Below are 20,998 nucleotides of genomic sequence, written 5' to 3' on the forward strand. Positions count from 1 at the left end.
GGTAAAATACTGACGACGCCTTTAAAATGTACAACAGGTGATAAGAAAGTTGTTTTTGACACTTAATCCATATAATGCGACGTAAAGTCTTATTTTGGGGAAGCTTCCTGGCGACGCAGCTGGAATATGCTCGCTTTCCGTGGGCTCACCACGAGCCTTCTCGTTCGCAAAAAACCGCTCACTGCGGGGTCTCTTAGGCTCGCTGTCCCACAGGAGTCTCACATATTCCAGCTGCTGATGTGAGTGTTTAAATAACGCTACTCATTAAAATAGATAACTGCAATGCACACTTCCCAGCGTAGGCAATATACTAGAGACTCCTATGGGAACAGCACGTGTCGTGACGCCCCGCAAGAAAGCGGTCTTTGCTTTCTGAGGAGGCTGAGGCCGTGCCCATGGAAAGCGGAGTATATTGCCGAAGCGTCTTTAAGTGCTTAGCGTTAAGGGAGAAAGCTTCCCTAGTGAGAATTTTCATTACTTCGCAGTTTATATCAACTGCGAGGATAGATAGTAATAAAATTTACGAAAAAGCTCAAGGTTAAGATAAACGGAGGAGAAGGAATGTTTTTATATTACATATTGGCACTGCTTGTTATAGCAATTGACCAGTTGTCCAAGTGGGTTGTTGTGAAGACGATGGAACTTGGTGAACAGATAACGGTCATCGATAATTTTTTCTATTTAACATCACATCGCAATAGTGGGGCAGCCTGGGGCATCCTGCAGGGTCAAATGGGGTTTTTCTATGTTATCACTGTCGTTGTCGTTATAGGACTTATTTATTTCATGCAAAAATATGCCAGGGAGAGTAAGCTTCTCGCAATCGCTCTAAGTTTAATACTCGGAGGTGCAATCGGGAACTTTATTGACCGGCTGTTCATGAAAGAAGTGGTTGATTTCTTTGATTTTATCATTTTCGGGTATGATTATCCGATATTTAATATAGCAGATTCAGCCTTAGTCGTTGGCGTTATTTTAGTGATTATTATAACCATCATTGATGAACGAAAGGAAAAGCTTAAAAATGACTCAACAGCACAAAGTAACCGAAACTGAGCAAAACATGCGCATTGATAAATTGCTGGCCGGACTGATCACTAAAAGTTCGCGTTCTGAGATTCAAACATGGATAACAGATGATCATGTGTACGTAAATGGTTCACAGGTTAAATCGAATTACAAATGCCGGAGAGGCGATATAATCGAATGGACAGAACCTGAACAGACTTCATTAACGATAGATCCGGAAAATATTCCGCTGACAGTTGTATATGAAGATGATGAGCTTCTCGTTATTAATAAGCCGAGAGGAATGGTCGTTCACCCGTCTGCGGGACACCCGCACGGTACCCTTGTGAATGCATTGCTTTATCACTGCGACAGGTTATCACACATCAATGGTGATCATCGACCGGGAATCGTTCACCGAATTGATAAAGATACAAGTGGCCTGCTGGTAGTTGCGAAAAATGACACAGCACATATCAGTCTTGCTGAGCAGTTGTCTGAAAAAGATATTGACCGGCGCTATGAAGCAATCGTCCACGGTGTTATTGAGCATGAAACAGGTCTGATCGATGCGCCGATCGGAAGAGACCCACATGACCGGAAGAAAATGGGGGTTACCGACGAAGGCAAGCCATCTGTCACACATTTTCGTGTTGTAAAACGTTATGCCGATTTTACGCATCTGGAATGTAAACTGGAAACAGGGCGAACCCACCAGATTCGGGTTCATATGAAATATATTGAGTTTCCGATTGCAGGCGATCCAAAATACGGCCGGCGAAAAACACTGAATATTGACGGGCAGGCATTACACGCGAAATCAATTTCTTTTAAGCACCCGACAAAAAATGAGGCAATGCATTTTGAAGTTGACGTGCCTTCCTATTTTCAGAAACTCTTGGCAGAACTTGAAAAATGAGTTGACAGTTTTTTGGATATCTGACATAATAAATTGAAATGAATAGAGACCCTTTAATATAGTCCAGAGAGGCTAAAAAGGCATCGGAACAATGATAAATGTAATGGTCGTATGTTCAAATCCCTTTTTGCCTCTGTGGCGAAAAGGGATTTTTCAGTATCTGAGGTGATACAGTGAAGAAAAAAACAGTTCTGTTGGATGAGGCGTCTATGGGCGGGGGCGCTGACAAGGATTGCACATGAAATCGTTGAAAAGAACAAAGGCGGACAAGATCTTGTCCTGGTTGGTATTAAAACAAGAGGCATCCCGCTGACTAAGCGTCTCCAGGAAAAAATCAGCCAGATTGAAGGTATCTCGGTTCCAACAGGCGAATTGGATATCACCTTATACCGTGATGATCTGGAAAAGATGACTGCCGATGAAGACCCTGAACTGAAGGGTTCATCCATCAATGTTGATTTGAAGAAAAAAAAGATCGTTCTAATTGATGATGTTCTTTACACGGGCAGGACAGTCCGTGCAGCGATGGACGCAGTCATGGATATTGGCAGACCATCCCAAATTCAGCTGGGAGTCCTCGTCGACAGAGGACATCGCGAACTCCCAATCAGAGCGGATTACGTTGGTAAAAACATTCCGACATCTGAAGAGGAAATTGTCGTTGTCCACTTGCAGGAATCAGACGAAAAGGAAGAAGTAAGTTTATACGAAAAATGAATAAACAGACCTTTAATTAAATCCAGAGAGATTTGAAAGGTCGCTTTAGGAAACGTGTTCTGAGTGATAAGACACGTAAACCTCTTTGCGGCTTTTCGCAAAGAGGTTTTTTTGTGAGATTGTATGAAAACAGTCTAAATAAAAATGAATTGGAGGCAGATCGAAATGGATAAACACGAAATGGTAATGGACGTACAAGAAAAACCGAAGCTGCAAAAATGGGTTGTGCTGAGTCTGCAGCATTTATTCGCAATGTTTGGTTCCACAATTCTAGTCCCGTTTTTGACCGGACTGTCACCTGCTGTCGCATTAATCTCCAGTGGTCTGGGAACGCTTGCTTATTTGCTGATTACGAAGGGGAAAATTCCGGCTTACTTAGGTTCAAGCTTTGCATTTATTGCCCCGATTATTGGTGCCAGCTCTGCAGGAGGACCTGCGGGAGCGATGGTTGGTACGTTTTTGGCAGGCGTTGTTTATGGTGTTGTTGCTTTATTGATCAGATTTCTTGGTCTAAATTGGCTGATGCGTATTTTGCCGCCGATTGTTGTCGGACCTGTCATTATTGTTATCGGGCTTGGCCTTGCTTCAACGGCTATCGATATGGCCATGTATGTACCTGGTCTTGATGAAAATGTATACAGTGGCACGCACTTCAGTGTTGCGCTATTTACACTGTTCGTGACGATTATCGCGTCGATTTTCTTCAAAGGATTCTTTAGTCTGATTCCGATCTTAATCGGTATTGTATCAGGATATATGTTTGCACTTTTCCAGGGGATTGTTGATGTGTCAGGAATAACAGCGGGATGGGATTCGATTATGTCAGCAGGGTCGACGGGTGAATTTTTCGCTGCAATTTTTAAATCGCCTGACTTTGTTGTGCCGTTTGTTCACTACTCACCGGTCGAAATCCTAAGTGGTGAAATTGTTCTGTTAATGGCACCTGTAGCCCTTGTTACAATTGCTGAGCATATAGGGGATCAGATGGTGCTGTCAAAAATCGTGGGACGAAACTTTCTTAAACAGCCCGGTTTGCATCGATCAATCCTTGGTGACGGTGCAGCAACCATGATTGCTTCTTTTCTTGGCGGACCGCCGAATACAACATACGGGGAAAATATCGGTGTTCTCTCGATCACCAGAGTATTCAGCGTGTTTGTGATCGGGGGCGCTGCTCTCATAGCGATTTGCTTCGGTTTTGTTGGTGTCATCACAGCTGCAATCAGCTCGATTCCATCAGCGGTTATGGGAGGTGTATCAATTCTCTTGTTCGGGATCATTGCCTCAAACGGGTTGCGTATGCTGATTGATAATCAGATTGACTTAAGTGATAAACGAAATCTTGTCATAGCATCTGTCATTCTTGTCATTGGTGTTGGCGGCGCTTTTATCCAGCTGTCAGACAACCTGCAAATCGCCGGAATGGCATTATCGGCCATCATTGGTGTATTGCTGAATCTTGTCTTACCCGGTAAAGAAAGCGGTTATGGCAACGGCGCGATGTTTGATGACAGTGACGTGCAGAAAAACCAAAAACCCAGTGACGCAGCTTAAACTAAAAAAACGTGTTCAACTGCCTCTAAAAGACTAAAATGGAAAGGATGATAAACGATGCATCATTTCATATCAACGCGTGAGCTTTCCTTTGCTTCAATTCATCATATTATAAAGACTGCTGAGACTATGCGGAAAAAACCGGAATCAATACAAAACGGCCATTTTGCGGCAAATTTGTTTTTTGAACCGAGCACACGGACAAAAATGAGTTTTCAGGTGGCTGAAACAAAGCTGGGAATAGCACCCCTTGATTTTCAGATGGAAAGTTCCAGTATGGCCAAAGGTGAATCACTTTATGATACAGCACGGACGTATGAAGCAATCGGGGCGGATCTTTTGGTCGTCCGGCATGCTTGTGACGACTGGTATGACGAGTTAGCCGATGTTTCAATACCAATTATCAATGCAGGCGCAGGGAAAGGAGAGCATCCGACTCAAGCGATGCTCGATCTTTTGACAATCTATCAGGAATTCGGCTCGTTTAAAAATTTGAATGTGGCTATAGCCGGTGATATCAAGCATAGCCGGGTAGCGCGTTCCAATGCCTATGCTCTGATGACGCTTGGTGCAAATGTGTGTTTTGCGGCTGCCCCCGGATTTGAAGATGATTCATTTGATGTGCCATACGTATCGATGGATGAAGCATGTGAGACCTGTGACGTGCTGATGCTCTTAAGAATCCAGCATGAACGCCATGCTCAAGCATCCTATCAAACGACGTCATATCTTGCTGACTACGGCCTCACGATGGAACGCGAACGGCGAATGCAGAATCATGCTATTGTGCTGCATCCGGCACCTGTAAATCGAGGTGTTGAGATTGACAGCCGATTAGTAGAAGAGAAGCGTTCAAGGATTTTTAAACAAATGGAAAATGGTGTCTATGCACGAATGGCCATTATATCAACCTTGTTAAACGGAAGGAGCGCTATTTATGAAAATTTTACTGAAAGACACCAGACAATTGCTACATGATAACGAAACGGAGCGTTGTGACATTTTAATAGAGAAAGGCCAAATCAGCAAAATAGCATCTGAAATAAATGAAGACGCCGATAAACTGATCGATTGTAAACATCATATGGTGTTTCCAGGCTTCATCGATGTGCATGTTCATTTGCGGGAACCCGGAGGAGAACATAAAGAGACAATCAAAACTGGGACAGAAGCAGCTGCCCGCGGCGGTTTCACAACGATATGTGCGATGCCGAATACGAAACCTGTGCCGGATAACAGTGAAACACTTCAAGCGTTATTGAATAAAATTGATGCGGATTCGTGCATTCGTGTGCTTTCGTACGCATCAATCACGAAAAATTTGAACGGTGAGGAACTGACTGACATATCCGGCCTTGCTGCGATGGGTGCATTTGCGTTTACTGATGATGGTGTTGGAATTCAAACAGCTGATTTTATGCTGAAGGCAATGCGTGAAGCGGCAGCTAATAATAAGCCGATTGTGGCACATTGTGAAGATAATTCACTTGTGTATGGCGGTGTCGTTCATAACGGGGAAGTAAGTGAGCGTCTCGGGCAGCCGGGTATCCCTTCACTGAGTGAGTCGGTGCAAATTGCCCGGGACGTGCTGCTGGCTGAAGCAACCGGCTGTCATTACCACGTCTGTCACGTGAGTACAAAGGAATCGGTAAGGGTTATCCGCGATGCGAAAAAAGCAGGCATTCATGTAACCGCCGAAGTGACACCGCACCACTTATTATTAAATGAAGAAGCGGTCAAAGCGAACGATGCTAATTTTAAAATGAATCCACCATTGCGCAGTAAAGCAGATCAGCAGGCATTAATCGATGGGCTGCTTGATGGCACAATCGATTTTATTGCAACCGATCATGCCCCGCATGCAGCAGAGGAAAAAAAGGCAGGCTTTCGACAAGCACCATTCGGCATTGTCGGTCTGGAAACGGCTTTTCCACTGTTATATACATACCTGGTCAAAACAAAAAAGGCAACTTTGAACGAATTAATCGACTGGATAACTGTTAAACCGGCCAATACCTTTCATCTGCCTTATGGCGTGCTTAAGGAAGGTAGCACGGCCGATCTGACCATCGTGGATTTGAATAAAAGTGCCCATTTTGATAAGAAGACATTTTATTCAAAAGGGAAAAACACGCCTTTTCATGGTTGGCAGGTGCAGGGAATTCCTGTAGCAACTATTGCAGAAGGAAAAATTGTTTACGAGGAGGGATTGGATGACTAAACGACAGCTGGTTTTGGAAGATGGAACCATTTTCACAGGTGATGGGTTTGGTGCAGAAACAAAGTCGACTGGAGAAATCGTTTTTAATACGGGAATGACCGGCTATCAGGAGGTTATCACAGACCCGTCGTATTGCGGTCAGATCGTGACAATGACATATCCGCTGATCGGGAATTATGGCATCAACCGTGATGATTTTGAAACGGTAACACCATTTATTCATGGAATTGTCGTAAAAGAACTGAGCGGGCATCCGTCAAACTTTCGCAGTGATGAAACATTGCATGACTATTTGAAAGCAAATGATATTCCAGGGATTTCTGGAATTGATACGCGTCAATTGACGAAATCCATCCGTAATCATGGAACGATGAAAGCCATGATGACCGATGCTGATAAGCCGTCTGAAGAACTCATTGACATGGTGAAAAATCTGCCGGACAAAACAGATCAGGTCAAAACAGTATCAACTGTCAAGCCATATGTTGTTCCTGGGCGAGGCAGGCGGATTGTCCTGGTTGATCTCGGCATGAAACATAGTATTTTGCGTGAATTAACAAAACGGGATTGCCATGTGACGGTCGTCCCATACGATTACGGGGCAGAAAACATCCTTCGTTTAAAACCTGATGGCATCATGCTGACGAATGGACCGGGCAATCCGAAACATGTGCCTGAAATGGTTGCGATGGTCAAATCGGTACTGGGCAAAATCCCTCTGTTTGGGATTTGTCTTGGACATCAGCTGTTGGCACTTGCCTGTGGAGCTGACACGGAGAAAATGGCGTTCGGTCACCGTGGTGCCAATCATCCGGTGAAAGATTTGGAAAAAAATAAAACAGTTATGACAGCGCAAAACCACAGCTATGTCGTGATACATGATTCGTTGAGCGGAACAGACCTGGTGATAACACAAGAGTCATTGAACGATCATTCGGTGGAAGGAATCAGACATAAAACATATCCAGCTTTCTCGGTGCAATACCATCCGGAAAGCTCGCCTGGACCCGAAGATACACCATATTTATTTGACGAATTTCTGCAAATGATTTCAGAATCCAGAGAGAAGGAGAATGTATATGCCTAAAAATACCAGCATTAAGAAAATTCTCGTCATCGGATCAGGTCCGATTGTAATCGGACAGGCAGCTGAATTTGACTATTCCGGATCACAGGCGTGTCAGGCATTGAAAGAAGAAGGCTATACTGTTGTCCTGGCGAACTCCAATCCGGCAACGATTATGACTGATGAGACAGTAGCAGATCAAATTTATATGGAACCCTTAACAGTTGACTTTTTAACTAAAATAATCCGGAAAGAACAGCCTGATGCGATTCTGCCGACATTGGGCGGACAAACGGCACTCAATCTGGCAGTCGAATTGGAAAAAACGGGAATTCTGCAGGAACATGATGCCGAACTGCTGGGGACATCGCTCAGTGCCATTGAACAGGCGGAAGACAGGGAAAAATTCCGTGCTTTAATGGGAGAACTTGATGAACCGGTACCGGACAGCCAGATCGTTCATTCCGTTGAAGAGGCACGTGATTTTGCACGTGACATAGGCTATCCGGTTATCGTCCGTCCTGCTTATACACTGGGGGGAACCGGCGGTGGCATGTGTTATGATGAAGCGGAACTGCAAGAAATTGCCCGTAACGGATTAGCATTATCTCCCGTTAACCAATGTTTAATAGAAAAAAACATCTCCGGGTTTAAGGAAATCGAGTATGAAGTGATGCGCGATAAAGAAGATCAGGCGATAGTCGTCTGCAATATGGAAAATGTTGACCCGGTTGGAATACATACCGGTGACTCGATTGTCGTTGCACCATCCCAAACGCTCAGTGACCGGGAATATCAACTGTTAAGGAATGCCTCGCTGAAAATCATCCGAGCTCTGGATATTGAAGGCGGGTGCAATGTTCAGCTGGCACTTGCCCCTGACAGTTTTAACTATTATGTGATCGAAGTGAATCCGCGGGTGAGCAGATCTTCAGCACTTGCCTCCAAAGCGACTGGTTATCCGATTGCAAAAATGGCGGCGAAAATTGCAGCCGGCCTAACGCTGGAGAAAATAGTCAACCCCATTACAGGCACAACGTATGCCTGCTTTGAACCGGCACTTGATTATGTGGTTACAAAAATCCCGCGCTTTCCGTTTGATAAATTCGCAACCGGAAACCGACATCTCGGCACACAAATGAAAGCAACCGGCGAGATCATGGCAATCGGCCGTAATTTTGAGGAATCACTCCTTAAAGGTGTCCGGTCACTTGATATCGGCGCTGAGGAATTGTGGTTGCCGGATCTGACAGATGTATCGGTTGAGGCGTTGAAGACCCGTCTGAAAAAGGCAGACGATGAGCGATTGTTCGTTCTTGCCGAAGTTTTCCGCCGTGGATTAACGGTTGATGAGATCTGGCAGCTGACGAAAATAGACCGATTCTTTTTGGTTAAGATTGAACAGCTAATTGCCTTGGAGATAAGACTTTCTGAGAACAGATTTCTGCCCGAAGCATTACAAGAAGCCAAACTTTTAGGGCTCTCGGATAGTCATATTGCGCGGCTTTGGGATACAACTATTGATGTTATCTATGAACGGCGCATGGAAAATAATATCACACCTGTTTATAAAATGGTTGACACATGTGCGGCGGAGTTTGAATCTGAAACACCTTATTTTTACAGCAGCTATGAAGAGGAAAATGAATCACTAAAATCAGACCGGAAGAAAATCCTGGTTCTTGGATCAGGCCCAATCCGGATCGGCCAGGGAATTGAGTTTGACTATGCGACCGTTCACTCTGTATTGGCAATTAAAGAGATGGGCTACGAAGCCATCATTATGAATAATAACCCGGAAACGGTCTCAACTGATTTCAGTATTTCGGATAAATTGTATTTTGAGCCGCTTACCCTGGAAGATGTGATGCATGTCATTAATCTTGAACAACCTGAAGGGGTGATTGTGCAGTTTGGCGGCCAGACAGCCATCAACCTGGCAGAAAGGCTCAAGCGTCGCGGTGTGACGATTTTAGGCACGAATCTGGAAGCAATTGATAAAGCAGAAGACCGGGACCAATTCGAACAGCTATTGAACGATTTGAACCTGCTGCGGCCGAAAGGAAAAACCGTACCAAAACTCGATCAGGCTGAAGAAGCGGCACATAAGATCGGCTATCCCGTGCTCCTCAGGCCCTCATATGTCATCGGCGGCAGCCGAATGGAAATTGTTTATGACGATAATGAGCTTCATCACTATTTGGCTAAATCAAATGGAGTGGATGATGCGCATCCCATCTTGATTGATAAATATATAACCGGTATCGAAGTGGAAGTTGATGCCATCAGTGATGGTGAAACGGTTATCGTTCCGGGGATTATGGAGCATATCGAGCGTGCGGGCGTCCACTCGGGCGATTCCATTGCTGTCTATCCGCCGCAGCGGCTCAGTGATATTGTGAAACAAAAATGTATGGCTGCAACAGAAAAAATAACCCGCGAATTACGTGTAAAAGGACTTATCAATATTCAATTTATTATAAGGGATGACGATGTGTATGTACTTGAAGTCAACCCGCGTGCGAGCAGAACGATTCCGTTTCTGAGTAAAATAACCGGCGTCAGGATGGCCAAACTGGCAACCCGCTGCATTTTAGGGGAGGCCTTAGCGGACATGGGCTACGATTCCGGAATTTTGCCTGAGAAAGATGACGTGTCAGTCAAAGTGCCTGTCTTCTCGTTTGAAAAATTGCGCAGTGTTGACACCATCTTAGGACCTGAAATGAAATCGACAGGTGAGGCAATCGGTCATGATAAAACGCTGGAAAAAGGGCTGTACAAAGGCTTAATTGCTGCCGGGTTATCCGTTCCTAAGGAGGGTGCTGTACTCCTCACTGTGGCGGATAAAGATAAGGCGGAAACACTTGAAATAGCTGAGCGGTTTCAACAGCTTGGATTCCAGCTGTATGCAACAGAAGGCACAGCGGATTATATGAATAAAGCAGACATACCCGTCACACAGGTCGACAAAATTGGATCTTCAGACCGCAATGTTCTGTCCGTTATCGAAAATGGTGATGTTCAGATTGTGGTAAATACATTGACTTCAGGCAAAAAGCCGCGGTCTGACGGCTTTATGATCCGGCGTGAATCAGTGGAGCATGGCATCGCTTGTCTGACAAACCTCGATACTGCCCTGGCAATATTGAATGTGATTGATGCGACGACCTTCAGCGCACAGCCGATGATTGATAAACAGGCGGTTTTAATATGAAAAAGCGTGTCGAGATGACGGTCAAATCAGTGAGTGAAATTGCGCTGGATACATTTGAAATGACGCTTGAAAATGCTTATACCGCGACAATGGCTATACCGGGCCAGTTTCTGCATCTGCTTGTTGGTGATCACACACTCAGACGGCCAATATCCATAGCGGATATCGACTATGATCAGGATACAGTTACAATTTTATTTAAACAGATTGGTGATGGAACCAGGCAATTAGCTTCTTTAGAGGTCGGTATGAATGTGAATGCTATTGGCCCGGCCGGGAATGGCTTCACATATGATCAATCGATGAACTCTGCGTTGCTGGTTGGAGGCGGTATTGGCATTCCCCCTTTGTATTGTCTGGGTAAACAGCTCAGAGAAAACGGGATTGAGGTTAAATCTGTCCTCGGATTTCAGACGGATCAACACATATTTTACGAAGAAAAGTTTCAGGAGCTCGGGGAAACTTATGTTGTAACAGACGATGGCAGTTATGGCTATCGAGGCTTTGTGACGGATGTGTTGGATCAGGCCGGATACTTTGATCATTATTTTTCCTGCGGTCCGATTCCAATGCTTCAAGCTGTAACGAATAAGTTGGGGAAGATTTCAGGTTCCATTTCACTTGAAGAACGGTTGGGATGCGGGGTAGGCGCTTGCTTTGCGTGTGTCATTCCGGCAGGCACTGAAGGCTTCTACCGGAAAATTTGTTCCGACGGTCCGGTTTTTGCAGCAGAAGAGGTGATATTATGACACAACTGTCTGTTAATCTGCCTGGTTTAAGTTTGAAAAATCCCGTCATGCCTGCATCAGGATGTTTTGGATTCGGCAGGGAATATAGCGAATTTTATGATTTGAATCAGCTTGGCGCGGTGATCATGAAGGCCGCAACGGGTGAAGTGCGCTACGGAAATAAAACACCACGGGTTGCTGAAACATCATCAGGCATGCTGAACGCCATTGGACTCCAAAATCCGGGTGTGGATAAAATAATATCCCGAGAAGTCCCATTCCTTGCCGAGTATAACATGCCGATCATTGCAAATGTAGCGGGAAGCACAATTGAAGAGTATGTGATGATAGCTTCAGCATTCAACAACACTGAGCATGTGAAGGCACTGGAATTGAACATATCCTGCCCAAATGTGAAAGAAGGCGGCATCCAGTTCGGAACCGATCCTGACATGGCAGCTGAAGTGACCGAAAAAGTGAAGACGGCCAGCGATCTGCCGGTCTATGTCAAGCTGTCACCCAACGTATCAGACATTGTCGGGATGGCAAAAGCGGTTGAAGCGGCAGGGGCAGATGGCCTGTCCATGATTAATACGATAACCGGGATGCAAATTAACTTGTCCGCTAAGAAACCATTATTGGCCAATCAAACCGGCGGGTTGTCGGGCGGCGCTATCAAACCAGTTGCGATCCGCATGATTTATGAAGTAAAGCAGCATGTCTCGATTCCAATTATAGGCATGGGTGGGGTTTCAACTGCTGAAGATGTATTGGAGTTCCTGCTGGCAGGCGCTAACGCTGTAGCTGTTGGAACCGCTAATTTTCAGAACCCGTATGTCTGTCCGGAACTGATTGAAAACTTGCCGAATGTTTTGCGTCAATACGGATTTGATTCGGTAACAGATGCTGTTGGAAAGGGGCATGTGTGATGAGGGGAAAAATCTTTCTGGCATTGGATTTTCCAGTTTGGGAGGAAGCAAAGAATTTTATTGAACAGAACGACTTGCAGGGTGTGCCTGTTAAAGTGGGGATGGAACTTTTTTACCGGGAAGGTTCCCGGTTGATCGATTCGCTAAAGCAAAATCATCATGAAATTTTTCTTGATCTTAAACTTCATGACATCCCGACAACGGTTAAAAGAACCATGAAAAATCTGGCCGCACTCGGCGTTGATATGGTTAATGTTCATGCACTTGGCGGAAGTGACATGATTAGGCAGGCTAAACAGGGATTAACGGCTGGTTCATCAGCTGGTCACATCCCAAAATTGATTGCTGTAACCATACTGACATCGATGAATAATCACGTTATGAATGATGAATTGGGGATATCCGGACACCTGCAGGATAGTACCGTACACTTGTCTAAACTTGCTTTTCAAAGCGGAGCAGATGGCGTTGTCTGCTCGGTTTATGAAGCCGGGAAAATCAAGAATGTTTGCGGTCCCTCTTTTCTTACCGTTACACCGGGAATTCGTCTGTCGGAATCTGCAAATAATGATCAAAAACGCATTGCCACACCGGCATCTGCACGTGAAAATAGAGCAGATATCCTTATTGTGGGACGAACTGTTACGGATGCAAAGAATCCAAAAGCAGCATATGAAAAGGTGCGAAAGGAGTGGTTGTATGGGGAGAAGTTATGACTTAGCAAAAGACCTGCTTGATATCAAGGCTGTGCAGATCAGCCCTGATGATTATTTCACATGGACCTCCGGGATCAAATCACCGATTTACTGTGATAATCGGCTGACGATGTCATATCCCAGAGTGCGGAGTAAAATTGCAGATGGATTTGTTGAGCTGATTAAGCAAATGGAACGCCAGCCGGATGTTATCGCAGGGTGTGCAACTGCCGGTATTCCACATGCCGCTTGGGTGGCCGAAAAGCTCGACCTGCCAATGGTTTATGTGCGTTCCAGGCCAAAAAGCCATGGAAAAGCGAATCAAATTGAGGGAAGGGTTGAAACGGGCCAGCATGTCGTTGTGATTGAGGATTTGATATCAACAGGCGGTTCTTCGATTGAAACGGCGAACGTATTAGAACAGGAAGGTGCGAATGTACTTGGCGTGCTTGCTATTTTTACATATGGTCTTGAAAAAGCGGAGCAGCAATTTTCCGATGCACAAATAAAATACCATTCAATCACTGATTATAATGAAATTCTGAATTTATTATCAGGAGATGGTACTATAAGCAAAGCCGAGCAACAAGAGTTGGAAGAATGGCGTCATCAAATTTAACCTCCATGTAAGTGACCGGTCCTTTCCGGTCACTTAAAAATAAAGTGTGAGTAAAAGGATGGTTAGAGTGCAATAAGTATTATATTACGTTATAATAAAATTAAATAACTAATACTTATCAAAAGAGGCATTCACTATGAAAATAGAAGACTATGAATTACTTTTGAAATTAAAAGAAGTCGGCACTATTCGCGGCACGGCAAAAGCAATTCTCATATCTCAGCCCGCTGTAACCCAACGATTGAAATATATTGAGGAATACTTCAGCGAGCCAATTTTTATCCGGACATCTAAAAGCCTTGTGCTCACCCCGGCGGGGAGCTGATACTGGATCATGCCAGAAACGTTATCAAGGAAGAAAAGGCTATTAAAAATACGCTTGCCCAGTCCAGTGGGGAGGTTCAGGGTTCTTTGTCGATTGCGTGTTCATCACTGGTCAGCCAGCGCTTTTTGCCCTCAATTCTCGGAGATTATACGAATGCGTATCCAAAAGTGGCGATTGACCTGGTTACAGGAATCAGTGAAGATATTAAACGCGAGCATAAAAACTATCACGTATGTATTATTCGCGGCCAAAAACTGAAAGAAACCGTCAGTGAATTGCTGTTTGAAGATCCGTTATATATGTTTGATACAGAACCATTTCCTGAGGATAAACTGAAAGAGCGGCCGTTGATATCATTTAAAAGTGATGACAGCATGCATGAATTGGTCGACAATTGGCTGTATCATCATCAGGAAGATATTCAACCGATTAAAATGCTGCATGTTGATCAGATTGAAACGTGCAAACAATTTATGCAGCAGGGACTTGGCATGGCTGTTCTTCCCAAAAGTGTCTCTGATGGCTTGATGAAAAATTATCCGCACATACCGCTCAGGCTGGAAGGAAAGCCTGTCACCCGTGATACGTGGGTGTGTTATCAAGAAGGTGTGCGCAGGCTGCCGCAAGTTGATCAATTCTTATCGGCCCTGTTCAATAAAAAGTTTCTTTAAATGTTTAATAACGTTGCCTAAATGGAATACAACTATTAGAGATAATTAAAGGAGTGATAACGCATGAGTGACGTTATTTTTACATCTAAAGCCACTGCTAAAAACGGCCGTGATGGTCATGTGAGATCATCTGACGGGTTAATTGATTTAGATTTGGTGAATCCTGCCAATAATAAAGATGCTGAGGGAACCAATCCAGAGCAGCTGTTTGCAGCAGCCTACTCAGGGTGCTTTGACAGTGCCATACATCTTGTGGCATCACAACAAAATAAAAAAATTGATTCGGAAACAACAGCAGAAGTGAGTTTTATGAAGGACCCGGAAGATGATGGGTTTAAAATAGGAGTTACACTGCATATTAAAATTGAAGGAGTCAATCCGGAAGAAGCTGAAGAACTGGCCCAGGCCGCTCACCAAGCTTGCCCATATTCTAAGGCAACACGCGGCAATATTGAAGTGAAACTAAATGCTAAGCCATCTGATGAACCCAGCTGATTAAAGTGAATAGGAAAAACCAGGGCTTCCGCCTCGTCTTTCCTGAGGTTAGATGCCGGAAGTCAGAAGTCGGATTTCACGATTAAAAAGCTCACTTAAAATGATATACTTTCTTAACTTACGACAAAAGACGGATGATCTATTTTAAGATCATCCGTCTTTTAATTTTTCCGCCATGTCTTTTTCAGGTGTTACAAATAGCGTTTTTTGATGATCATAAGTGACATAACCCGGTTTTGCACCGTTAGGTTTTTTCACGTGCCTGATTTTTGTATAATCCACAGGTACTGATGATGACTGGTGAGATTTACTAAAAATTGCTGCCAGTTGCGCTGCTTCAATTAATGTTTCTTCACTGGGTTCTCTTGACCGGATAATCACATGAGAGCCCGGGATGTCTTTTGTATGGAGCCAAGTGTCATCGCGGTTTGCCATTTTCATCGTCACATACTCGTTTTGTTTATTATTCTTACCCACCAGGATTGGCGTTTCATCAGAAGACTGGAATTTTTCAGGATTGGGTTTTGTTGGTTTCTTTTTATTCTTTCTTTGCTTCTGCTTTTTCAAATACCCTTCTTCCCGCAATTCCTCACGAATCTCTTCAATATCTGACTCGCGTGCTGTGTCAATATGCTGCAGCAATTGGTCAAGATAGCTAATTTCATTATTGGCTTTAGCCATTTCCTTCTGTACTTTTTCTTTAGATGTTTTTAATTTTTGATATTGTTTAAAGAAACTCTGTGCATTATCGCTTGGACTTTTATTCGGATTCAGTTCAATGGTGGTTTCGTTTTGGTCGGGGTCATAATAATCAATAACCGTGACAGACGCATCACCATGTTTAACTTGGTGCATGTTCGCTGTCAAAAGTTCGCCGCGCCGTTGGTATGTCACAGCGTTTTGGGCCTTTTGCAGCGTTTTTTCATGTTTTTTTAGTTTCCGTTCGTTTTTTTCTTTTTCATTTTTAATAAACTGATAGAGGTCTTTTGCCTGCTGTTTCACTCTATCACGTTCTGCTTTTCCGGAATAAAAGGCATCGAGCATTTGATTTGTATCGCTAAAAACTTTCCGTTCTGTACTGGTGTGGGTAATCGGGAGCACATGGAAATCTTCTCTTTTGTCCCGGTAAATCCCCGGTGTATAACGATTGTGCCGTATCAGTTCCTGAATGTCTGCAAACTTCTCCTGATAGGTCTCAATGGCCCCCAGCTTGGCCTGATGAACGATTTCCTTAGCAAGAAAAGGTGAGAAACCGACCAGCATGCCGACGATTTGCTGCTCCAGTTTGCCGGTATTAAAGTCCAGCTTGCGGATTATTGCATCACTATCAATTTCGATGGGATTAAGTTTGTTCTGGCTTGGCGGAAGTTTGTATTCATGGCCCGGTAAAATGGTCCGATAACGGTTTTGTGCAGGTGAAACGTGTTTCAGGCTATCCAGAATATGTTCTTTTTCCCCGTCAATCAGCATGACATTACTATGTTTTCCCATCAATTCAATAATGAGCTTTTTGGTTGTTATATCCCCGATTTCGTTACGCGACTGGACTGAAAATGTAACGATTCGTTCCATCCCATATTGCTCAATCGAATCGATAACAGCACCCGACAAGTATTTTCGCAGAAGCATACAAAACATCGGCGGCTCTTTTGGGTTTTTATAACTGTCTTCTGTTAAGTGCATACGAGTATACACAGGATGTATTGATAACAGAAGGGAATGGTTCTGTCCCTGGCTGCGTATTGTGAATACAAGCTCAGTGTCAGTTGGCTGATGTATTTTTGCGATTTTTCCAGGAAGGATTTTTTCATTCAGTTCTTGTATGACTGCTCGGGTAACAATTCCGTCAAATGGCATATAATCACTTCTCCTCAGAACGAGCGGTTCTTCTTCAATTATTCGTCTCTTCTTCGCTGGCCGACGTACCGGCTAGCGGTCATTCCCACTTTTGGTTTCATTATAGCATTTTTTTGGACAGGTCTGCATAGGTATTGGTGTATAAGAGGAAATTCCACGCGATTTTGTGAAGATTGACCCACTTGATGCATACAAATGCTTTTTTAAGATGAATCTGGAGGGAATGCTGGATGAAATGGTATCAGATGGATACAGATGTGGTCGAACAAAAATTGCATGTTTCATCAAAACAAGGATTGACGGAGAAGCAAGTGGACGAGCGCCGTAAACAATATGGGTTAAACCAGCTGGAATCAGCGAAAAACACATCCGGGTGGCTCGTTTTTTTGAAGCAATTTCAGGATTTTATGGTTTTGGTTTTACTTGCCGCAACTTTGATAGCTGGTATGCTCGGAGAATATATTGATGCGATTGCCATTATGATTATTGTACTTGTGAATGGATTTCTTGGCTATTTCCAAGAACAAAAAGCAGAGAATTCCCTGGCGAAACTGAAAGAAATGTCAGCACCCCAAGCAAGCGTCTTAAGAGAAGGTGAATGGCGGAAAATCCCTTCGCAGGAAGTGGCAGTCGGGGATGTTGTCAGATTAAACAGCGGCGACCGCATTCCGGCAGATGTACGGATCATTAAATCAAATAGTCTGGAAACAGAGGAGTCAGCATTAACAGGCGAATCAATCCCGGTGTTGAAACATGCGACAAGGATTTCCCGTGATAAGCTTGAAGCCCAGGATCAAGCCAACATGGCCTTCATGAGCACATTGGTGACACGCGGTTCTGCAACAGGTATTGCAGTCGGCACGGGCATGAACACAGTAATGGGTCAGATTGCTTCACTGATGGTCAAAACAGAAAAGACGACCACACCGCTTGAACATAAATTGACTGAGCTTGGAAAAGTATTGATTGCTGTTGCGTTATTACTGACGGCTCTGGTTGTATTGACAGGTGTTTATCAGGGTCATCCGGTCTATAATATGTTTCTTGCCGGCGTTTCTCTTGCGGTAGCTGCCATACCTGAAGGGCTGCCGGCAATTGTAACGGTCGCATTGTCATTGGGTGTTCAGCGAATGATCAGAAAAAAAGCGCTGGTCCGTCAATTATCGGCAGTTGAAACCTTGGGCTGTGCTTCAGTTATTTGTTCGGACAAGACAGGAACAATGACCGAAAACAAAATGACCGTCAAAGAGGTTTATCTAAACGGACATACATTACATGTCACGGGGGATGGTTACAACACAGACGGGAACGTATTTTTGAATAAAGAAAAGATTGACAGGGGTTATCCTAACCTTGAAGCCATGTTTTTATATGGGATGTTATGCAATAAAGCCTCGCTGATGGTCAGAAAGGGAAAGTATATTGTTGATGGCGATCCAACAGAAGGATCCCTGCTTGTTGCTGCAAGAAAACTTGGCCTGTCACATCAGCTTAAAGGTAATTACCGTGTGATCAAAGAATTGCCATTTGATTCAGATCGTAAGCGGATGAGTATAGTAGTTGAAGACGAAAATAAAATGCGTTTCCTAATTTCGAAGGGGGCACCGGATGTACTGCTTCCGAGGTCAAATTATATCATGAAAGAAGAAGGAAGGCAGCTGGTGCAAAAGGAAGATAAACAGGGAATCAATCAAGCGGTTGATCAGATGGCAGATAAAGCGTTACGGACGCTTGCAATTGCGATGAAGCCACTGACAAAAGATGAATCAATGAATCCGGCGTCCCTGGAAAGGGATATGACACTTATTGGCTTATACGGTATGACGGATCCGCCAAGAAAAGAAGTGAAAACAGCCATTGAGGAATCACGTGACGCCGGCATAAAATCGGTCATGATCACCGGCGATCATGAAAAAACCGCCCGGGCAATCGCAACCGAACTGAACCTGCTTCCGGAAAACGGAATGGTTCTGAATGGCTATCAGCTTAACAATATGTCAGTCCCCGATCTTCAGGAGATTATTGATCAGGTGTATGTTTTTGCCAGAGTAACACCCGAACATAAGTTGAAAATTGTAAAAGCATTTCAGGCGGAAGGGCATATTGTGGCCATGACAGGTGATGGTGTCAATGATGCGCCGGCTATTAAGGCGAGTGATATTGGAATCAGCATGGGAGAAAGCGGTACAGATGTGACGAAAGAAGCATCCTCACTCGTTTTAATGGATGATAATTTTGCCACGATCAAATCCGCCATTAACGAAGGCCGCAATATTTATGAAAATATCCGGAAATTTATCCGTTATTTACTGGCGTCAAATGTCGGCGAAATTCTGGTCATGCTGATGGCAATGCTGATGGCAATGCCATTACCGCTTGTTCCCGTACAGATATTGTGGGTTAATCTGGTAACGGACGGGCTTCCGGCTATGGCACTTGGTCTTGATCAGTCAGAAGATGACGTCATGAAAAGAGGACCGCGGCATCCAAAGGAAGGTGTTTTTGCCCGCGGGCTTGGTTTTAAAATTGTCAGCCGCGGCATTTTGATTGGTATTGCTGCTCTAGTCGCGTTTATGCTGGCTTATCAGGGAAATCCCGAGAACTTGATTTATGCCCAGACCATTGCTTTTACGACATTGGTGATTGCCCAGCTGATTCATGTTTTTGATTGCCGCAGTGAGCATTCGATTTTTTCACGCAATCCGTTTGAAAATAAATATCTGGTTATGGCGGTTGTGTCATCTGTTTTATTATTGCTGGCGGTTGTATACTGGGAACCGCTACAGCCGATATTCCATACGACGGCATTAGGTGTAATGGATTGGATGCTGGTTCTCGCCCTAAGTTTTCTTCCGAGTGTTTTCTTCGGTTTCTCAAAAAAATAATCAATAGACAGCCCTTCTGTCAGAGAAGGGTTTTTATTTTGGGAATAACTTGCTATAATGAGTGAGACTTACAATACGCAAAGAAAAAGCCTGAATCAGCAGGAAATGCTTGTATTTTGGCGTTTATTTAATCTATAATGGATTTTATAACTACATAGAATCATAGTGAGGAACGAAAATTTAAGGGGGAGCCAATTTGAGTTTACGATTGATTAATATAGGTTTCGGGAATGTTGTTTCGGCAAATCGGGTTATTTCGATTGTGTCGCCCGAATCAGCACCGATTAAACGAATTATAACGGTAGCACGTGACAATAATAAACTGGTGGATGCGACTTATGGACGGCGGACACGGGCTGTGATTATAACGGACAGTGATTACGTTGTGCTCTCGGCTGTACAGCCGGAAACAGTCGGCCAGCGTGTCATGAGTCATGAAGAAGATGCAGATGAGAACAGCTAGGAGGAAATGTTTTGATTGATGAAAAAGGCATATTATTCATTTTATCCGGGCCCTCAGGCGTTGGCAAAGGCACCGTGAGAAAAGAGCTTTTTAATCGTGCAAACGACCTGGCTTATTCAATTTCAATGACGACAAGGGAAAAACGTTCCGGAGAAGCAGAAGGCGTTGATTATTTTTATAAGACAAATGAAGAATTTGAGCGTATGATTGAAGCGGGTCAGCTTTTGGAATATGCCCGTTTTGTCAATAATTATTACGGAACACCCCGGAAGTACGTGGAGGATACACTTGCTGAAGGCAAAGATGTATTTCTTGAGATTGAAGTGCAGGGTGCTATGCAGGTGAAAAACAATTTTCCGGAGGGCGTTTTTATCTTTTTATTTCCGCCCAGCCTGGAAGAATTAAAAAACCGTATCGTTGACAGGGGCACGGAATCACAGGATTTAGTGCTAAAACGGCTGAAAGAGGCGCAGAACGAAATTGACATGATGGATGCTTATGATTATGTTGTTGTCAATGATGATGTCAATTATGCCGTTACCAAGATTCAATCAATCATTCAAAGTGAACATTGCAGACGCGATCGTATTGCGAGCCAATACAAACAATTATTGAAGGAGGAATAGTATGTC

At 44.0% G+C, this 20,998-nt stretch carries 18 protein-coding genes and 1 pseudogene; 18 read left to right on the forward strand and 1 reads right to left on the reverse strand.

What is annotated here, in order from left to right; translation table 11 throughout:
• The first annotated feature begins 561 nt into the window (after window positions 1-561).
• From lspA to AOX59_RS01630, 15 genes and pseudogenes are all read left to right on the forward strand, one after another.
• Window positions 562-1,056: a signal peptidase II gene (gene lspA / locus AOX59_RS01565; RefSeq protein ID WP_068440866.1), complete on the forward strand. Its 495-nt coding sequence runs from the start codon at window positions 562-564 to the stop codon at window positions 1,054-1,056.
• Window positions 1,025-1,927, forward strand: coding sequence for an RluA family pseudouridine synthase (locus AOX59_RS01570; RefSeq protein ID WP_068440870.1), 903 nt, complete (start codon window positions 1,025-1,027; stop codon window positions 1,925-1,927). The genes lspA and AOX59_RS01570 overlap by 32 nt, the downstream gene beginning before the upstream one ends.
• A gap of 173 nt (window positions 1,928-2,100) precedes the next feature.
• Window positions 2,101-2,644 (forward strand): annotated as a pseudogene (gene pyrR / locus AOX59_RS01575) (bifunctional pyr operon transcriptional regulator/uracil phosphoribosyltransferase PyrR).
• Between the two features lie 165 nt (window positions 2,645-2,809).
• Window positions 2,810-4,198: a solute carrier family 23 protein gene (locus tag AOX59_RS01580; RefSeq protein WP_068440873.1), complete on the forward strand. Its 1,389-nt coding sequence runs from the start codon at window positions 2,810-2,812 to the stop codon at window positions 4,196-4,198.
• Window positions 4,199-4,255: 57 nt separating this feature from the next.
• Window positions 4,256-5,176 (forward strand): aspartate carbamoyltransferase catalytic subunit, encoded by a 921-nt coding sequence (locus AOX59_RS01585; RefSeq protein WP_068440878.1) that lies wholly within the window; start codon window positions 4,256-4,258, stop codon window positions 5,174-5,176.
• Complete coding sequence (locus tag AOX59_RS01590) at window positions 5,136-6,419, forward strand: dihydroorotase (RefSeq protein ID WP_068440880.1); 1,284 nt, start codon at window positions 5,136-5,138, stop codon at window positions 6,417-6,419. Before AOX59_RS01585 ends, AOX59_RS01590 begins: the two co-directional genes overlap by 41 nt.
• Window positions 6,412-7,506, forward strand: coding sequence for a carbamoyl phosphate synthase small subunit (locus AOX59_RS01595; RefSeq protein ID WP_068440884.1), 1,095 nt, complete (start codon window positions 6,412-6,414; stop codon window positions 7,504-7,506). Before AOX59_RS01590 ends, AOX59_RS01595 begins: the two co-directional genes overlap by 8 nt.
• Window positions 7,499-10,699: a carbamoyl-phosphate synthase large subunit gene (gene carB, locus AOX59_RS01600; RefSeq protein WP_068440886.1), complete on the forward strand. Its 3,201-nt coding sequence runs from the start codon at window positions 7,499-7,501 to the stop codon at window positions 10,697-10,699. Before AOX59_RS01595 ends, carB begins: the two co-directional genes overlap by 8 nt.
• Window positions 10,696-11,448 (forward strand): dihydroorotate dehydrogenase electron transfer subunit, encoded by a 753-nt coding sequence (locus tag AOX59_RS01605; protein WP_068440889.1) that lies wholly within the window; start codon window positions 10,696-10,698, stop codon window positions 11,446-11,448. Before carB ends, AOX59_RS01605 begins: the two co-directional genes overlap by 4 nt.
• Window positions 11,445-12,356 (forward strand): dihydroorotate dehydrogenase, encoded by a 912-nt coding sequence (locus AOX59_RS01610; protein WP_068440892.1) that lies wholly within the window; start codon window positions 11,445-11,447, stop codon window positions 12,354-12,356. The genes AOX59_RS01605 and AOX59_RS01610 overlap by 4 nt, the downstream gene beginning before the upstream one ends.
• Window positions 12,356-13,072 carry an orotidine-5'-phosphate decarboxylase gene (gene pyrF, locus AOX59_RS01615; RefSeq protein WP_068440895.1) on the forward strand — a complete coding sequence of 239 codons (717 nt, stop codon included), beginning with the start codon at window positions 12,356-12,358 and terminating at the stop codon, window positions 13,070-13,072. Before AOX59_RS01610 ends, pyrF begins: the two co-directional genes overlap by 1 nt.
• Window positions 13,056-13,670: an orotate phosphoribosyltransferase gene (pyrE, locus tag AOX59_RS01620; RefSeq protein WP_068440897.1), complete on the forward strand. Its 615-nt coding sequence runs from the start codon at window positions 13,056-13,058 to the stop codon at window positions 13,668-13,670. The genes pyrF and pyrE overlap by 17 nt, the downstream gene beginning before the upstream one ends.
• 136 nt (window positions 13,671-13,806) lie before the next feature.
• Window positions 13,807-13,995: a helix-turn-helix domain-containing protein gene (locus tag AOX59_RS20550; protein ID WP_335338768.1), complete on the forward strand. Its 189-nt coding sequence runs from the start codon at window positions 13,807-13,809 to the stop codon at window positions 13,993-13,995.
• Window positions 13,996-14,081: 86 nt separating this feature from the next.
• Window positions 14,082-14,666, forward strand: coding sequence for a substrate-binding domain-containing protein (locus AOX59_RS01625; protein WP_335338769.1), 585 nt, complete (start codon window positions 14,082-14,084; stop codon window positions 14,664-14,666).
• A gap of 63 nt (window positions 14,667-14,729) precedes the next feature.
• The gene (locus tag AOX59_RS01630) at window positions 14,730-15,161 is read left to right on the forward strand and encodes an organic hydroperoxide resistance protein (protein ID WP_068440899.1); all 432 of its coding nucleotides are present in this window, start codon (window positions 14,730-14,732) and stop codon (window positions 15,159-15,161) included.
• Between the two features lie 150 nt (window positions 15,162-15,311).
• On the opposite strand, the gene AOX59_RS01635 is transcribed toward AOX59_RS01630, so the two are convergent.
• Complete coding sequence (locus tag AOX59_RS01635; protein ID WP_068440903.1) at window positions 15,312-17,018, reverse strand: Rqc2 family fibronectin-binding protein; 1,707 nt, start codon at window positions 17,016-17,018, stop codon at window positions 15,312-15,314.
• A 230-nt stretch (window positions 17,019-17,248) separates the two neighbouring features.
• On the opposite strand from AOX59_RS01635, the gene AOX59_RS01640 reads away from it, so the two are divergent.
• From AOX59_RS01640 to gmk, 3 genes are all read left to right on the forward strand, one after another.
• On the forward strand, window positions 17,249-19,903 hold the full coding sequence (locus AOX59_RS01640; protein WP_068440905.1) for a cation-translocating P-type ATPase: 2,655 nt from the start codon (window positions 17,249-17,251) through the stop codon (window positions 19,901-19,903).
• Between the two features lie 196 nt (window positions 19,904-20,099).
• A complete protein-coding gene (gene remA / locus AOX59_RS01645) occupies window positions 20,100-20,366 on the forward strand; it encodes an extracellular matrix/biofilm regulator RemA (RefSeq protein ID WP_068440907.1) in 267 nt (88 codons plus the stop codon).
• A gap of 11 nt (window positions 20,367-20,377) precedes the next feature.
• Window positions 20,378-20,992, forward strand: coding sequence for a guanylate kinase (gmk, locus tag AOX59_RS01650; RefSeq protein WP_068440911.1), 615 nt, complete (start codon window positions 20,378-20,380; stop codon window positions 20,990-20,992).
• Window positions 20,993-20,998 lie beyond the last annotated feature (6 nt).

Origin of the sequence: Lentibacillus amyloliquefaciens, assembly GCF_001307805.1 — a bacterium.
Taxonomy (GTDB): Bacteria; Bacillota; Bacilli; order Bacillales; family Amphibacillaceae; genus Lentibacillus; species Lentibacillus amyloliquefaciens.

Excerpts from the sequence above, each read along its gene's own strand:
- carB (WP_068440886.1), top strand. The coding sequence starts at position 7,499 with ATGCCTAAAAATACCAGCATTAAGAAAATTCTCGTCATCGGATCAGGT.
- AOX59_RS01580 (WP_068440873.1), top strand. The coding sequence starts at position 2,810 with ATGGATAAACACGAAATGGTAATGGACGTACAAGAAAAACCGAAGCTG.
- AOX59_RS01590 (WP_068440880.1), top strand. The coding sequence starts at position 5,136 with ATGAAAATTTTACTGAAAGACACCAGACAATTGCTACATGATAACGAA.
- AOX59_RS01635 (WP_068440903.1), bottom strand. The coding sequence starts at position 17,018 with ATGCCATTTGACGGAATTGTTACCCGAGCAGTCATACAAGAACTGAAT.
- AOX59_RS01570 (WP_068440870.1), top strand. The coding sequence starts at position 1,025 with ATGACTCAACAGCACAAAGTAACCGAAACTGAGCAAAACATGCGCATT.
- AOX59_RS01605 (WP_068440889.1), top strand. The coding sequence starts at position 10,696 with ATGAAAAAGCGTGTCGAGATGACGGTCAAATCAGTGAGTGAAATTGCG.
- AOX59_RS01640 (WP_068440905.1), top strand. The coding sequence starts at position 17,249 with ATGAAATGGTATCAGATGGATACAGATGTGGTCGAACAAAAATTGCAT.
- AOX59_RS20550 (WP_335338768.1), top strand. The coding sequence starts at position 13,807 with ATGAAAATAGAAGACTATGAATTACTTTTGAAATTAAAAGAAGTCGGC.
- AOX59_RS01595 (WP_068440884.1), top strand. The coding sequence starts at position 6,412 with ATGACTAAACGACAGCTGGTTTTGGAAGATGGAACCATTTTCACAGGT.
- AOX59_RS01630 (WP_068440899.1), top strand. The coding sequence starts at position 14,730 with ATGAGTGACGTTATTTTTACATCTAAAGCCACTGCTAAAAACGGCCGT.
- pyrE (WP_068440897.1), top strand. The coding sequence starts at position 13,056 with ATGGGGAGAAGTTATGACTTAGCAAAAGACCTGCTTGATATCAAGGCT.
- lspA (WP_068440866.1), top strand. The coding sequence starts at position 562 with ATGTTTTTATATTACATATTGGCACTGCTTGTTATAGCAATTGACCAG.
- pyrF (WP_068440895.1), top strand. The coding sequence starts at position 12,356 with ATGAGGGGAAAAATCTTTCTGGCATTGGATTTTCCAGTTTGGGAGGAA.
- AOX59_RS01610 (WP_068440892.1), top strand. The coding sequence starts at position 11,445 with ATGACACAACTGTCTGTTAATCTGCCTGGTTTAAGTTTGAAAAATCCC.
- AOX59_RS01585 (WP_068440878.1), top strand. The coding sequence starts at position 4,256 with ATGCATCATTTCATATCAACGCGTGAGCTTTCCTTTGCTTCAATTCAT.